Annotated in this window: 15 protein-coding genes; 12 read left to right on the top strand and 3 right to left on the bottom strand. The window is 61.7% G+C overall.

Features of this window, described 5'->3' with window-relative positions; all coding sequences use genetic code 11:
- The first annotated feature begins 104 nt into the window (after nt 1-104).
- The 4 genes from ACJ8J1_RS13410 (at nt 105) to ACJ8J1_RS13395 (ending at nt 2,484) form a co-directional block, all read left to right on the top strand.
- Nucleotides 105-731 carry a hypothetical protein gene (locus ACJ8J1_RS13410; RefSeq protein ID WP_033642404.1) on the top strand — a complete coding sequence of 209 codons (627 nt, stop codon included), beginning with the start codon at nt 105-107 and terminating at the stop codon, nt 729-731.
- 13 nt (nt 732-744) lie between these two features.
- Complete coding sequence (locus tag ACJ8J1_RS13405; protein ID WP_033642403.1) at nt 745-1,350, top strand: cytochrome b/b6 domain-containing protein; 606 nt, start codon at nt 745-747, stop codon at nt 1,348-1,350.
- A complete protein-coding gene (locus tag ACJ8J1_RS13400) occupies nt 1,343-2,110 on the top strand; it encodes a molybdopterin-dependent oxidoreductase (RefSeq protein WP_033642402.1) in 768 nt (255 codons plus the stop codon). The genes ACJ8J1_RS13405 and ACJ8J1_RS13400 overlap by 8 nt, the downstream gene beginning before the upstream one ends.
- Before the next feature lie 179 nt (nt 2,111-2,289).
- Nucleotides 2,290-2,484, top strand: a complete 195-nt coding sequence (locus tag ACJ8J1_RS13395; protein WP_154219752.1) for a hypothetical protein — start codon at nt 2,290-2,292, stop codon at nt 2,482-2,484.
- 13 nt (nt 2,485-2,497) lie between these two features.
- Here ACJ8J1_RS13395 and ygbI read toward each other — a convergent pair whose 3' ends face one another.
- Nucleotides 2,498-3,274 (bottom strand): DNA-binding transcriptional repressor YgbI, encoded by a 777-nt coding sequence (gene ygbI, locus ACJ8J1_RS13390; protein WP_033642400.1) that lies wholly within the window; start codon nt 3,272-3,274, stop codon nt 2,498-2,500.
- Between the two features lie 283 nt (nt 3,275-3,557).
- Here ygbI and ltnD point away from each other — a divergent pair, with 283 nt between their 5' ends.
- The 6 genes from ltnD to ACJ8J1_RS13360 all read left to right on the top strand — a co-directional run bounded on the left by ltnD (nt 3,558) and on the right by ACJ8J1_RS13360 (nt 9,211).
- Complete coding sequence (ltnD, locus tag ACJ8J1_RS13385) at nt 3,558-4,472, top strand: L-threonate dehydrogenase (protein ID WP_033642399.1); 915 nt, start codon at nt 3,558-3,560, stop codon at nt 4,470-4,472.
- Entirely contained in the window at nt 4,472-5,731 is a 1,260-nt protein-coding gene (otnK, locus tag ACJ8J1_RS13380) for a 3-oxo-tetronate kinase (protein ID WP_080273378.1), read from the top strand. Before ltnD ends, otnK begins: the two co-directional genes overlap by 1 nt.
- The gene (gene otnC, locus ACJ8J1_RS13375; protein WP_089194452.1) at nt 5,728-6,360 is read left to right on the top strand and encodes a 3-oxo-tetronate 4-phosphate decarboxylase; all 633 of its coding nucleotides are present in this window, start codon (nt 5,728-5,730) and stop codon (nt 6,358-6,360) included. The genes otnK and otnC overlap by 4 nt, the downstream gene beginning before the upstream one ends.
- 3 nt (nt 6,361-6,363) lie before the next feature.
- Nucleotides 6,364-7,140, top strand: coding sequence for a 2-oxo-tetronate isomerase (gene otnI / locus ACJ8J1_RS13370; RefSeq protein ID WP_033642397.1), 777 nt, complete (start codon nt 6,364-6,366; stop codon nt 7,138-7,140).
- Nucleotides 7,141-7,246: 106 nt separating this feature from the next.
- Entirely contained in the window at nt 7,247-8,617 is a 1,371-nt protein-coding gene (locus tag ACJ8J1_RS13365; protein WP_033642396.1) for a GntP family transporter, read from the top strand.
- A gap of 63 nt (nt 8,618-8,680) precedes the next feature.
- The gene (locus ACJ8J1_RS13360; RefSeq protein WP_033642395.1) at nt 8,681-9,211 is read left to right on the top strand and encodes a GNAT family N-acetyltransferase; all 531 of its coding nucleotides are present in this window, start codon (nt 8,681-8,683) and stop codon (nt 9,209-9,211) included.
- Between the two features lie 4 nt (nt 9,212-9,215).
- Here the strand turns inward: ACJ8J1_RS13360 and ACJ8J1_RS13355 are convergent, their stop codons facing one another.
- On the bottom strand, nt 9,216-10,088 hold the full coding sequence (locus tag ACJ8J1_RS13355; protein ID WP_033642394.1) for a LysR family transcriptional regulator: 873 nt from the start codon (nt 10,086-10,088) through the stop codon (nt 9,216-9,218).
- 91 nt (nt 10,089-10,179) lie between these two features.
- On the opposite strand from ACJ8J1_RS13355, the gene ACJ8J1_RS13350 reads away from it, so the two are divergent.
- Nucleotides 10,180-11,163 carry a nitrilase family protein gene (locus ACJ8J1_RS13350; RefSeq protein WP_033642393.1) on the top strand — a complete coding sequence of 328 codons (984 nt, stop codon included), beginning with the start codon at nt 10,180-10,182 and terminating at the stop codon, nt 11,161-11,163.
- A gap of 86 nt (nt 11,164-11,249) precedes the next feature.
- Here ACJ8J1_RS13350 and ompX read toward each other — a convergent pair whose 3' ends face one another.
- Nucleotides 11,250-11,768, bottom strand: a complete 519-nt coding sequence (gene ompX, locus ACJ8J1_RS13345; RefSeq protein ID WP_019454480.1) for an outer membrane protein OmpX — start codon at nt 11,766-11,768, stop codon at nt 11,250-11,252.
- 400 nt (nt 11,769-12,168) lie between these two features.
- Between ompX and rhtA the strand changes: the two genes are divergently transcribed.
- On the top strand, nt 12,169-13,056 hold the full coding sequence (rhtA, locus tag ACJ8J1_RS13340; RefSeq protein WP_033642392.1) for a threonine/homoserine exporter RhtA: 888 nt from the start codon (nt 12,169-12,171) through the stop codon (nt 13,054-13,056).
- Nucleotides 13,057-13,149 lie beyond the last annotated feature (93 nt).

The following is a 13,149-nucleotide window of genomic DNA, read 5'->3' as shown; positions in this document are numbered from 1 at the left end:
GCTTCGGCGGACAAACTTGATGACATTAATGTCATCAAACGGCCATGGCGCTGACCCAGTAGGTCAACCATGCTTAACCGGCAAACTCATTTCAGGAGAACGTTATGATTACCCGTCATCGTATAGCCGGTTTACTGTTGTCCACGTTACTGCTTTCCAGCGGATTGGCCGCCGCCGCCCAACCGCCGGGCAAGGTGATTGCGCCGCTGCGCGGCACCATCACGCAGGTTGCCGACGGCAATCTGCAGTTGACCGACCGCAAGGGCGAGACACTCAGCGTCAAGCTGAACGATCAGACCAAAGTGCTCAGCGTTTCCAAAGCCACGCTGGACGATATCAAACCGGACAGCTTTATCGGCACCGCCGCCGTGCCGCAGCCGGACGGCACGCTCAAAGCGCTGGAAGTGCACGTGTTCGCCGCCAGCCTGCGCGGCACCGGCGAAGGGCATTCGGCCTGGGAATCCGCCGACGGCAAAGTGGATACCATGACTAACGGCACCGTCGGTAAACTGGTGAAATCCAACGGCCGCACCCTGACCGTCACCTACGGCAACCAGCAGAAAACCGTCGTCGTACCGGAAGACGTGCCGATCGTGACGCTGGATCCGGGCGATCTGAGCCTGCTGAAACCGGGCGTGCACATTGTGCTGTTCTCCGCCGTCAACGATAAGGGCGAACGCATCGCCACCCGCATTTCCGCCGGCAAAGACGGCACCGTGCCGCCGATGTAACCGGAGGAAAGCCATGAAAACCAACGCGTCGCGGCCGGTGCATCGCTGGCCGGTTCGAATCACTCATTGGATCAACCTGTTCGCCATGGTGTGCATGTTCATGAGCGGTTGGGAAATCTACAACGCCTCGCCGCTGTTCGATTTCCGCTTTCCGCCGCAGATGACGCTGGGCGGTTGGCTGGGCGGCGCGATTGGTTGGCATTTGGCGGTGATGTGGCTATTGGCGCTCAACGCCGTCTGCTATCTGCTGTGGAGCCTGTTCAGCGGCCATTTTCGCCGCGATCTGTTGCCGCTTCGCGCCGACGCGCTGCGGCAGGATATCTGGCTGGCGATGACGCTGCGCCTGCACCACCGGCATGGCCGCTACAACGCCATTCAGAAACTGATGTACCTCGGCGTACTGGCGCTCGGCCTATTACTGGTGCTGTCCGGCCTGGCGATTTGGAAACCGGTTCAGCTGCAGGGATTGGTCGCGCTGTTTGGCGGCTTCGACTTCGCGCGCTACGTGCATTTCTTCGCCATGGCCGGCATCGGCCTGTTTGTGGTGATCCACGTATTTATGGTGGCTGTCGTGCCTAAAACCCTGTGGGCGATGATAACGGGTGGCAAACATGAATGAGAAAAAACAGCGGGCAACCGCGCCGACGCTGGAACCGGACCAAAAAAAGCAGCTGGTCAATCTGCAACGCCGGCTGATGTTGCGCTCCGGGCTGACGCTGGGCGGCATCGCCATGCTGACCGGGTGTAATCTGCAAGACGGCGATCGGGTGGATAAGGTGCTGTGGGCCATGTCGCGCTGGAACGACCGGGTGCAGGCCTGGCTGTTCAGCGGCCAGCGGTTGGCGCAAATTTACCGGCCGGACCAGATCACTCACCCTTTCCCCTTTAACGCATTTTACCCGGAATACAACGTCCCCGAGATCGATCTCGCCGGCTACCGGCTTGAGGTCGCGGGGAAAGTGGAGAAAAAAGCGCCCTGGACGCTGGAACAGCTGCAGCGGCTGCCGCAGCAAAGTCAGATCACGCGTCTGATCTGCATTGAGGGCTGGAGCGCCATTGGTCAATGGGGCGGCGTGCCGCTGCGCACCTTTCTGCAGCACGTCGGCGCGGATCTGAATGCCGGTTACGTCGGCTTCAAATGCGCCGATCGCTACTACGCCAGCCTCGACATGGCCACCGCGCTGCACCCGCAGACCATCCTGGCGTTGGATTTCGGCGGCAAGGCGCTGCCGGCGGACTATGGCTACCCGCTGCGGCTGCGCGTGCCGACCAAGCTGGGGTTCAAAAACGCCAAACATATCGCCGCGATCTTCGTCAGCGACGTCAATCCGGGCGGCTATTGGGAGGATCAGGGCTACAACTGGTTCAGCGGCATTTAGTTTTGCGCGGCGCTGCGCATAAGCCTCATCGACTGCTGGAGGATCTTCTCCGTCGCGATTATTGGTTTTCAGCGTACCGCTCAGGCCGGCATTAGCCAGAATTTATGACTCGCTCTTGAAAAAACATGCGCATCGCGTACATTATTTGTACAACCAAGCGCTTATTGAGGACGGATTATATGTCATCGAAATCCCGCCTGTTAACGGCAGAATCCCACCCAATCCCTATGAGCATGAAGGAACGTCACCAAAAAGAGATGCAAGCCTTCCACGAAGAATGGGCTGAACAAAGGCGCCGCGAATGGCGTGAACGCGGCGGCGTTGAAGCCAGTGAACCGCCCGCACGTAGCATCGATACCGAACTTTCATCCTGATTCCGGTTCGTTCTTATTCTTCTTCTTCTTTTTCCGCCGTCAGCAATGCAATCCCCGCTTGCTCAATGGCCTCCCGCGCGGCGGCGGGCAACCCCTCATCGGTAATGATGGCGTCAAAGGCGGCGATCGGCAGCGCCAGATAGGTGGCGACTTTGCCGTATTTGGACGTATCGCTGAGCAGAATGCGGCGGCGGCTGGCCTCGACGATGGCCTTCTTCACCATCACCTTATCTTCGTTCGGCGTCGACAGGCCGCGCATGCTCCACGAAGAGGCGGAGATGAACGCCAGATCGATAAACAGACCGCGCAGCGCCTGCGCCGCCGCCTCGCCGACGCAGGAGCGGTTTTCCCGGCACACGGTGCCGCCGGTGTGGATGATTCGGCACTGGCTATGCTCTATCAGAAACCCGGCGATGACAAAGTCGTTGGTCACCACCGTCAAATCGTCACGTTCTCCGATCTGTTTCGCCAGCGCCAGCGTGGTGGTGCCAGCATCCAGATAGATACAGCTGTTGGCGGGAATTTGCCGCGCCGCCAGCCGACCGATGGCGATTTTCTGCCGGCCGAACATCCCCTCTTTGGTCTGGTGAGAAGGTTCGCTCGCCACCCGTTCCGGCGCCTGCACACCGCCCGAGACCGACTGCACCGCCCCCTGCTCTTCCAGCTTTTGCACGTCACGGCGGATCGTCATATGCGACACCCCCAGCCGTTCGGTCAGCTCGGCGATACTGACGACGCCGCGTTCGGATACCAGCGCAAGAATTTGTTGATGGCGTTCTACAGGTATCACGGTTCCCTCTCGTTGCTGCGGTGATAATAATTGTGATTTTACGTCAATTTTCGTTCGCCGATAGCCCTTATTTCTCGCAGCGTGACGGCCAGCGCAGTTAGGCCAGCCAAACATAAACTTATTTAAAAACATAATAGTAATGTTGATTTAGGCCAGAAATCGCACGAAAAATCCGTTTCACGCATTGTTAATTATTGTGATAACGATCGCGGATAATCGACCGACAAGCGCTTACATTTAACACAACAAAACAAATTATCACTAAAATTAACAGGAGTGCAGTATGACACACCCAGGGAATTATGCCGTTTGCGTCATCGGGCTGGGGGCGATGGGCATGGGCGCCGCGCGTTCATGCCTCCGCGCCGGATTGACCACCTACGGCGCCGATCTCAATCCGCAGGCGCTGGCGGCGCTGCAACAGGCCGGCGCGAAACAAACGGCCCCCAGCGCGCGCGACTTCGCCGCCGAGCTGGACGCCGTGTTGCTGCTGGTGGTAAACGCCGCGCAGGTAAAGCAAATCCTGTTCGGCGAGCAAGGCCTGGCGCCGCAGCTCAAGCCGGGCACGGCGGTGATGGTGTCTTCGACCATTTCCGCCGATGACGCCAAACAGATCGAGCAACGGCTGCTGGACTACGGCCTGGCGATGCTGGACGCGCCGGTTTCCGGCGGGGCGGCCAAGGCGGAAGAAGGCCAAATGACGGTGATGGCCGCTGGCGCCGACGCCACCTTCGCGCGCCTGCAACCCGTGCTGGACGCCATCGCCGGCAAGGTTTACCGCATCGGCGAAACCATCGGCCTGGGCGCGACGGTAAAAATCATCCACCAGCTGTTGGCCGGGGTGCACATCGCCGCCGGGGCGGAAGCCATGGCGCTGGCCGCTCGCGCCAACATCCCGCTGGACGTCATGTATGACGTCGTCACCCACGCCGCCGGCAACTCCTGGATGTTCGAAAATCGCATGCGCCACGTGGTCGACGGCGACTATACGCCCAAATCGGCGGTGGATATCTTCGTCAAGGATCTGGGGCTGGTGGCGGATACCGCCAAGGCGCTGCATTTCCCGCTGCCGCTGGCCTCCACCGCCTTCACCATGTTTACCGCCGCCAGCAACGCCGGCTACGGTAAAGAAGATGACAGCGCGGTAATCAAAATCTTTGCCGGCATCGATCTGCCGCAGAAAAAGGAGACGCTCTGATGCAGCTCGGCGTAATCGCGGATGATTTTACCGGCGCGACCGACATCGCCAGCTTTCTGGTGCAAAACGGCCTGCCGACGGTGCAGTTGAACGGCGTGCCGCAGGACGAAACGCCGGTCGACGCTCAGGCGGTCGTCATCAGCCTGAAATCGCGCTCCTGCCCGGCAGAGCAGGCGATCGAACAGGCATTGCAAGCGCTGGCCTGGCTGCAAAAACAGGGCTGCCGCCAGTTCTACTTCAAATACTGCTCCACCTTCGACAGCACCGCACAGGGCAATATCGGCCCGGTGACCGACGCCCTGCTCGCCGCGCTGGGGGAAAATTTCACGGTTGTTTCCCCGGCGCTGCCGGTAAACGGCCGCACGGTCTATCAGGGCTACCTGTTCGTCGGGGAACAGCTGCTGTCTGAGTCCGGCATGCGTCATCACCCGGTCACGCCGATGACCGACAGCAACCTGCTTCGCCTGATGGAATCCCAGGCCGCCGGACGCTGTGGGCTGGTGATGGCGGCGGAAATGGATCGCGGCACCGAGGCAGTCAGCGAGAAGCTGCAGCAATTGGCGCAGGAAGGCGTGCGCTACGCGGTGCTGGACACGCTCAACGAACGGCATCTGCTTACCCAGGGCGAAGCGTTGAAAACGATGAAGCTGGTGACCGGCGGTTCGGGCCTGGCGATCGGCCTGGCGCGGCAATGGGCGCAGAACGGCGAACGTTCGGCAGAGGCGGCCGGCGCGCCGCAGGGGGAAAAGGCGGCGGTGCTGTCTGGCTCCTGCTCCGTCATGACTAACCGGCAGGTGGCGCACTATCGCGAACGCGCGGCGGCGCAGGCCATCGATATCGACCGTTGCTTCGATCCCCAGACGCGCGCCGCCTACGCCGTCGAGTTGGCGCACTGGGCGCAGCGCCATGCCGGAGAAACGCTTGCCCCGCTGATCTACGCCACTGCATCGCCGGAGTCGCTGCAGCAAACGCAACAACGGCATGGCGCCGCCGCCAGCGAGGCGGTGGAAGCCTTGTTCGCCGAGCTGGTGGTGCAACTGCGCCAGTTGGGATTCAGCCGCTTTATCGTCGCCGGCGGCGAAACCTCCGGCGTGGTGACGCAGGCGCTGGGCATTCGCGGCTTCCATATCGGCCCCAGCATTTCCCCCGGCGTTCCCTGGGTGCGCGCCAGCGATCGGGCCATTTCCCTGGCGCTGAAATCGGGTAATTTTGGCGATGAAGCCTTCTTCGCGCGCGCGCAAACGGAGTTCCCGGTATGAGCATGACGATTGAACAGCAGGCGCGTGAAGAGATGGTGCGCCTGGGTGCCTCGTTTTTCCAACGCGGCTACGCCACCGGCTCCGCCGGCAACCTCTCGCTGATGCTGCCGGACGGCGCGCTGCTGGCGACGCCGACCGGCTCCTGTCTCGGCGAGTTGCAGGCCGATCGCCTGTCTAAAGTGAGCCTGAACGGCGACTGGCTCTCCGGCGACAAACCGTCGAAAGAGATCAGCTTTCATCGGGCGCTCTATCTGAACAACCCGGAATGCAAAGCGGTCGTGCACTTGCATTGCACCTACCTCACGGCGCTCTCTTGCCTGCAGGGGCTGGACGCCGACAACGCCATCAAACCGTTCACCCCCTATGTGGTGATGCGCGTCGGCAAGGTGCCGGTGGTGCCTTACTACCGGCCCGGCGACGAAAGGCTGGCGCAGGATCTGGCCCGCCTGGCGCCGACCCACCGCGCCTTTTTGCTGGCCAACCACGGGCCGGTGGTGACGGGTAAAGACCTGCGAGCGGCGGCGGACAATACCGAAGAGATGGAAGATGCGGCGCGGCTGATCTTCACCCTCGGCGATCGTCCGATCCGCTATTTGACCGCTGATGAAATTGCCGAATTACGGAGCTGAACCATGCCTAAATTTGCCGCCAATTTGTCGATGATGTTTACCGAGGTGCCGTTCCTCGATCGCTTTGCCGCCGCTGCCGCACAGGGCTTCAGCGCGGTGGAATTCCTGTTCCCTTACGAGCATCCCGCCGATCTGTTGGCCGAGAAACTGCGCGAACACGGCCTGCAACAGGTGCTGTTCAACACCGCGCCCGGCGATGCCGCCGCCGGCGAATGGGGGCTGGCGGCGCTGCCGGGCCGCGAGCGGGATGCGCGCGCCGATATCGATCGCGCGCTGGCCTACGCCATCGCCCTTTCCTGCCCCTGCGTGCACCTGATGGCCGGCGTGGTGCCCGCGAGCGCGGATCGACGGCGTTATCTCGACGCCTTTATCGCCAATGCGCGCTATGCCGCAGACGCTTTTGCGCCGCACGGCGTCAAGGTGCTGATCGAGGCGCTCAGCCCGCCGGTCAAGCCCGACTACCTGTTCGCCAGTCAGCATCAGGCGGCGGAAGCGGTGGCGGCGATCGAAAGACCGAACGTGTTCATCCAGTTCGATTTTTTCCACGCGCAGTTGGTGGACGGCAATATCAGCGGGCTGCTGGAGACGCTGGCCGGGCGCTACGCGCATATCCAGATAGCCTCGGTGCCGGATCGTCATGAGCCCGACGAGGGCGAACTGAATTACCCGTGGCTGTTCGACAAACTGGATGCGCTCGGCTATCAGGGCTGGATCGGTTGCGAATACCGCCCGCGCGGCGACACCGCCGCCGGGCTCGGCTGGCTGAAGCCTTACCGCTAAAGCCGCACGCCGACACCAGGAAATCGATTTTATAACAATGAAACGCACCCGTATCGCCACGCGGCGATCGCGGTGCCCAACGCTTACCCAACGAAAGGCTTTTTTCATGTCTACCTCTCTGCTGTTGCTGATTGCCGTACTCGGCGTGGTGCTGCTGTTATTGATGGTGATTAAGGCGAAGGTGCAGCCCTTTGTCGCGCTGTTGGTGGTCAGTTTGCTGGTGGCGCTGGCCAGCGGCATTCCGACCGGCGAAGTGATGAAAGTGATGACCGCCGGAATGGGCGGCGTGCTCGGCTCGGTGACCATCATCATCGGTCTGGGGGCGATGCTCGGCCGCATGATCGAACAATCGGGCGGCGCCGAGTCGCTGGCGCAGCGTTTCAGCCAGGGTCTGGGGCCGAAACATACCGTCGCGGCGCTGACCCTCGCCGCGTTTATTCTCGGCATTCCGGTGTTCTTCGACGTCGGCTTTATCATTCTGGCGCCGATTATCTATGGCTTCGCCAAGGTCGCCAAAGTGTCGCCGCTCAAGTTCGGCCTGCCGATGGCCGGCGTGATGTTGACGGTACACGTCGCGCTGCCGCCGCACCCCGGCCCGGTCGCCGCCGCCGGCTTGCTCAACGCCGACATCGGCTGGCTAACCATTATCGGCCTCGCGATCTGTATTCCGGTCGGCGTTATCGGCTATTTCGCCGCCAACTACCTCAACCGCAAAACCTATCCGTTATCGATAGAGGTGCTGGAACAGCTGCAGCTGGCGGCGCCGGAGCCGCGTCCGGAAGATCACGCGCCGCTCAGCGATCGCATCAACCCGCCCGGCGCCGGCCTGGTGGCGGCGCTGATCGTCATCCCGATCGCCATCATCATGCTCGGCACCGTCTCCGCCACCCTGCTGCCGGCCGGCTCGGCGCTGCGCGACGCGCTGTCGCTGCTGGGCTCGCCGGCGGTGGCGCTGATGATCGCCCTGCTGTTGGCCTTCTATTTCCTGGCGCTGCGCCGCGGCTGGAGCCTGCAACACGCCGGCGACGTGATGGGGGCCGCGCTGCCGACCGCCGCGGTGGTGATCCTGGTAACCGGCGCGGGCGGCGTGTTCGGCAAGGTGCTGGTGGAGTCCGGCGTCGGCAAGGCGCTGGCGGAAGTGCTGACGGCCATCGGCCTGCCGCTGGTGCCCGCCGCGTTTATCATTTCGCTGGCGCTGCGCGCCTCGCAGGGTTCCGCCACCGTGGCGATCCTGACCACCGGCGGCCTGTTGTCGGAAGCGGTCAGCGGCTTGAATCAGCTGCAGCTGGTGCTGGTAACCCTGGCGACCTGTTTCGGCGGGCTCGGGCTTTCGCACGTCAACGACTCCGGTTTTTGGATCGTCACGCGCTATCTGGGGCTGTCGGTGGCCGATGGCCTGAAGACCTGGACGGTGTTGACCACCCTGCTCGGCCTGAGCGGCTTCCTGTTCACCTGGCTGTTGTGGCTGGCGGCGTGATTTCTCTGGCATACTGAACGCCGTTGTTTTTCATCGCCTTTCATCCTGTGCAGGAGCAGCAACATGACCGTAATCAACACCGCGCCCACGCTTATCACCGAACGCCTGCGGCTGGACGCGCACACGCTGGACGACTTCGACTCGCTGGCCGCGCTGTGGGCCGACCCGCTGGTGGTGCGCTATATCGGCGGCACCCCACGCGACCGGGAAGACTCCTGGGGGCGCCTGATGCGCTACGTTGGCCACTGGGCGCTGTTGGGATACGGGTATTGGGCGGTGCGTGACAAGCAGAGCGGCGAGTACCTCGGCAGCATCGGCTTCTCTAACTTCCTGCGCGACATCACCCCGGCGCTCGATGCGCCGGAGATGGGCTGGACGCTGGTGAGTTCAGCGCACGGCAAAGGCTATGCCACCGAGGCGCTGCGGGCGGCGCTGGCCTGGGGGAAAACGCACCTGCCGGGGGAAAAAACCGTCTGCATCATCTCGCCTGAAAACCAGGCTTCGCTGGCGTTGGCGAAAAAGGTCGGCTTCAGCGAAAGCCACCGCAGCGAGTACCATCAAAACCCGATCGTGGTGATGCACTGCCTGCTTTGAATGCCTAAGCGCGTTGCACCGCCAACGCCGTCTGAATGAAGTTGTCCCGCAGCGCGTCGGTGCGCTGCGGATCCCAGGCGATACCGACCTGCCACTCCGTCTCCTCGCCGCTCAGCGGTAAAATGTCGATGCCGGCCGGCGCGATATGTGTGATGCTGTGCGGCAGCAGCGCGATGCCGACGCCGGCGGCGACCAACGCCAACAGCGTCTGGATGTCGCCGGCCTGCTGCACCACGTTCGGCGTCAGGCGGTGAGCGGCGATAAACCGCAGCGACTGATCGCTCAGCCCGCGCCCGCGTTTAGGGGTCAATTGCAACAGCGGCAGCTGATTGAAACGCGTCATCAGCTCGTCGGCGCGCAGCGCCAGCGCGCCCGGCGCGGCCAGCACCAACCGATCACTCAACAACGCGACGCCGCACAGCGGCGTATTGACCGGCAAGCGCACGAACCCCGCCTGCAACTCTCCCTGCAGCAACAGCTGATACTGCCGCTCCGACGGCAGATCTTCGAGGCCAATCGCCACCTCGGGAAACCGTTGGCGAAAGGCGGCCACCAGCTGCGGCGCCAGATGAAAACTGGACAGGCCAAACCCCAGCGCCAGCCGCCCCGCTTCCCCGAGCGCCACCCGCCGCGCGCGCCGCTGAAACTGCTGATACTGCTCCACTAGCGCCTGCGCCTCCGGGTAAAGCCGCCGCCCGCCGGCAGTGAGCACCGCCCCTTGTCGGCCGCGCTCGAACAGCCGAACGTCAAGCTGGGCTTCCAGCGCCTGAATTTGCTTGCTCAGCGCCGGTTGGCTGATGCACAGCAGGCTCGCCGCCTGCCGATAGTTGCCCTGCTCCGCCAGCGCCACCAGGGCGCGCAGTTGTTTTATATCCATTCCATTAGGTTATCAAATAAGGAATTTAATTGATTATACAGTAATCAATTCGCCTGCTGTAATCAATGCAGACCCCAACCGGAGAGATCCCATGACCACCTCATTACGCGCCGCCACGGTGCAATTCCAGCATCATGCCAATGACAAGAATTACAACCTGTCGACCATGGAACGCTTTATCGCGGAAGCGGCCGAACAACAGATACAACTGCTGGCATTCCCGGAAATGTGCGTCACCGGCTATTGGCACGTGCGCCATCTGTCCGACGCCGAAGTGCGGGCGCTGGCGGAGCCGATCGTGAGCAGCCCTTCGCTGGCGCGCATTCGCCCGCTGGCTGAGCGTTACAACATGGCGATTGGCGTCGGGCTGATCGAGCTGGGCGATGACGGCCGGTGTTACAACGCCTATGCCGTTTGTCTGCCGGACGGCGAACTGCATGTGCACCGCAAACTGCACGCCTTCGAGCACCCGGCTATCGCCAGCGGCGACCGCTATACGGTGTTCGATACCCCCTGGGGCGTACGCGTGGGCGTATTGATCTGCTGGGACAATAATCTGGTGGAGAATGTGCGCGCAACGGCGCTGCTGGGCGCGGAGGTGCTGATCGCCCCGCACCAGACCGGCGGCACCCATTCGCGCAGCCCGCACGGCATGAAGCCGATCCCGCAGGCGCTGTGGCAGCGGCGCGTGGAAGATCCGCAGGCGATAGAAGCCGCCTTTCGCGGCGAACACGGCCGCGGCTGGCTGATGCGCTGGCTGCCGTCGCGCGCTCACGACAACGGGCTGTTCTTGCTGTTCAGCAACGGCGTGGGCCGAGATGACGATGAAATACGCACCGGCAACGCGATGATCCTCGATCCTTACGGCCGGATCGTGGCGGAGACCTGGGCGGCGGAAGACCGGATGGTCAGCGCCGAGCTCGATCTGACGCTAATCCCGCTCAGCACCGGTCGCCGCTGGATCTACGGGCGGCGCCCCGAGCTGTACGGGTTGTTGACCGAGCCGCAAGGCTACGAGCGCGATGCCCGCAGCGCGCGCTTTTCGACGCAGCCGACGGGGCGCGGCGGTGAATGACAGATAAAAAAAATCCGCCCGGAGGCGGATTTTTTATGGGTGCGGCAAACAAGGCCGCAGGTTCATGCCCGCAGGCACGAACACACTTAGAAGCGGTAGCCTACGCCAACGTTCCAGGTGCCAACGTCAACGCTGCGAATGCGGTTCTGCTCGTAACCGACATCCAGGGCAACGTTCTCGATTGGGTTGAACTGCAGACCGGCGCCGTAGGTGAAGCCGTAGTCAGCGGTGTCGTGACGAGAAGTGCCGTTCTGAGCGTTGGTAGTGAATTTACCGTAACCCAGGCCAACCAGACCGTAGATGCTCGCCCAGTCATTGATGCGGTATGCTGGACCGGCAGAGATAGAGTTGTACTGAGCTTTGTTATAGAAACCGTCCTGAGAACCGTCCTTTTCCAGGTGGGTAAAGGAACCGATTACGCCCAGTGGGTTGTTGTCGAACTCGTAACGGTATTTCAGGTTGAAACCGTCGGCTTTGTTAGCAACGCCTTGGAAATCACCCTGCGCATAGCCAGCGGATACGGTGCTCTGACCAGCGAATGCGGTACCTGCGCTAACTGCTAATACGCAAGCTGCTACTGCGGAAAGACATGCAATTTTTTTCATAACCACCTCAAACGCGTTTTATTATTAAGTACATCCATTTGTTCATGCTTTGAAAATATAACAAAAATTAGCGTGAAACTCTGCCTTGAAATGAGTGTCTAATGCTTTATATCGTGTAACAGAAGATTTCAAGAACAGTGTATCTTCTTCTTTTCGCTCTATTTTCGGCCGTATTCTACGACTTTCTGTGACAAAAATCACCTATTTAATATCCAGATAATTCTTAAGAAAAAGCGCACTTTTTGACCAAATCCGCCACATCTCATCCGAGGATCGGCGGATTTCACCGCGATGCGCGCTTTTCTCAGACAGATTTTCGCCATTTCATTTACACTGCTCGCATCCCCGTTTCGACCGTTTTCTCAAGGCTGAGGAACGGCGCATAAAAGGCCCGTTAAGGATGTCGTTATCTACTGCCGGCAGAGCGCCCTCCGCGCTGCTGCCCATTTGTCTGTTAATCATCGCCATGGTGTCGATCCAGAGCGGCGCTTCGTTGGCCAAAAGCCTGTTCCCGATCGTGGGCGCGGAAGGCATCACGACGCTGCGTCTTTTCATCGGCACCCTGATTCTGTTCATCATCTTCCGCCCGTGGCGCATGCGCATCGCCGCCGGCAGCCGCTTGCCGCTGTTGATTTACGGCCTGTCGCTCGGCGCGATGAACTACCTGTTCTACCTGTCGTTGCGCACCGTGCCGCTCGGCATCGCCGTGGCGCTGGAGTTTACCGGCCCGCTGGCGGTGGCCATGTTCTCGTCGCGGCGGCCGATTGACTTCCTTTGGGTGGCGTTGGCGATCGCCGGGCTGTGGTTCCTGCTGCCGCTTGGTCACAGCGTAGGCGGAATCGACCCGTTCGGTGCCGCCTGCGCGCTCGGCGCCGGCGCCTGCTGGGCGGTCTATATCATCTTCGGCCAGAAGGCCGGCGGCGATCACGGCCCCGGCACGGTGGCGCTCGGCTCGCTGATCGCCGCGTTGGTGTTCTGCCCGATCGGCGCCTGGCAAACCGGCAGCGTGCTGTTCAACGTTGAGATTCTGCCGATAGCGCTGGCGGTGGCGATCCTCTCCACCGCGCTGCCTTATTCGCTGGAGATCATCGCGCTGCCCAAAATTCCGGCGCGCACCTTCGGCACCTTGATGAGCCTGGAACCGGCGATGGCGGCGTTATCCGGCATGCTGTTCCTCGGCGAACACCTGAGCGGCGTGCAATGGCTGGCGCTGGCGGCGATCATCGCCGCCTCCATGGGCTCCGCCCTCACCATTCGCCCCAAACCTCGCCTCGAAAGCCTTTCCTGATGACCCGACTCGCCTGCAGACCGCAACGTCGGAATGCAGGCGGGTTAACTGTTTTCCTCGTGACAAGTCGGCATACTTCCCCTTAGCCTGTAT

The organism is Serratia sp. CY37869, assembly GCF_052168895.1.
Taxonomy (GTDB): Bacteria; Pseudomonadota; Gammaproteobacteria; order Enterobacterales; family Enterobacteriaceae; genus Serratia; species Serratia ureilytica.
The sequence above is the reverse complement of the archived record's forward strand: the minus strand, read 5'-3'. Positions and strand labels throughout refer to the sequence as shown.

Excerpts from the sequence above, each read along its gene's own strand:
- ACJ8J1_RS13410 (WP_033642404.1), top strand. The coding sequence starts at position 105 with ATGATTACCCGTCATCGTATAGCCGGTTTACTGTTGTCCACGTTACTG.
- ACJ8J1_RS13405 (WP_033642403.1), top strand. The coding sequence starts at position 745 with ATGAAAACCAACGCGTCGCGGCCGGTGCATCGCTGGCCGGTTCGAATC.
- ACJ8J1_RS13400 (WP_033642402.1), top strand. The coding sequence starts at position 1,343 with ATGAATGAGAAAAAACAGCGGGCAACCGCGCCGACGCTGGAACCGGAC.
- ACJ8J1_RS13395 (WP_154219752.1), top strand. The coding sequence starts at position 2,290 with ATGTCATCGAAATCCCGCCTGTTAACGGCAGAATCCCACCCAATCCCT.
- ltnD (WP_033642399.1), top strand. The coding sequence starts at position 3,558 with ATGACACACCCAGGGAATTATGCCGTTTGCGTCATCGGGCTGGGGGCG.
- otnK (WP_080273378.1), top strand. The coding sequence starts at position 4,472 with ATGCAGCTCGGCGTAATCGCGGATGATTTTACCGGCGCGACCGACATC.
- otnC (WP_089194452.1), top strand. The coding sequence starts at position 5,728 with ATGAGCATGACGATTGAACAGCAGGCGCGTGAAGAGATGGTGCGCCTG.
- otnI (WP_033642397.1), top strand. The coding sequence starts at position 6,364 with ATGCCTAAATTTGCCGCCAATTTGTCGATGATGTTTACCGAGGTGCCG.
- ACJ8J1_RS13365 (WP_033642396.1), top strand. The coding sequence starts at position 7,247 with ATGTCTACCTCTCTGCTGTTGCTGATTGCCGTACTCGGCGTGGTGCTG.
- ACJ8J1_RS13360 (WP_033642395.1), top strand. The coding sequence starts at position 8,681 with ATGACCGTAATCAACACCGCGCCCACGCTTATCACCGAACGCCTGCGG.
- ACJ8J1_RS13355 (WP_033642394.1), bottom strand. The coding sequence starts at position 10,088 with ATGGATATAAAACAACTGCGCGCCCTGGTGGCGCTGGCGGAGCAGGGC.
- ACJ8J1_RS13350 (WP_033642393.1), top strand. The coding sequence starts at position 10,180 with ATGACCACCTCATTACGCGCCGCCACGGTGCAATTCCAGCATCATGCC.
- ompX (WP_019454480.1), bottom strand. The coding sequence starts at position 11,768 with ATGAAAAAAATTGCATGTCTTTCCGCAGTAGCAGCTTGCGTATTAGCA.
- rhtA (WP_033642392.1), top strand. The coding sequence starts at position 12,169 with ATGTCGTTATCTACTGCCGGCAGAGCGCCCTCCGCGCTGCTGCCCATT.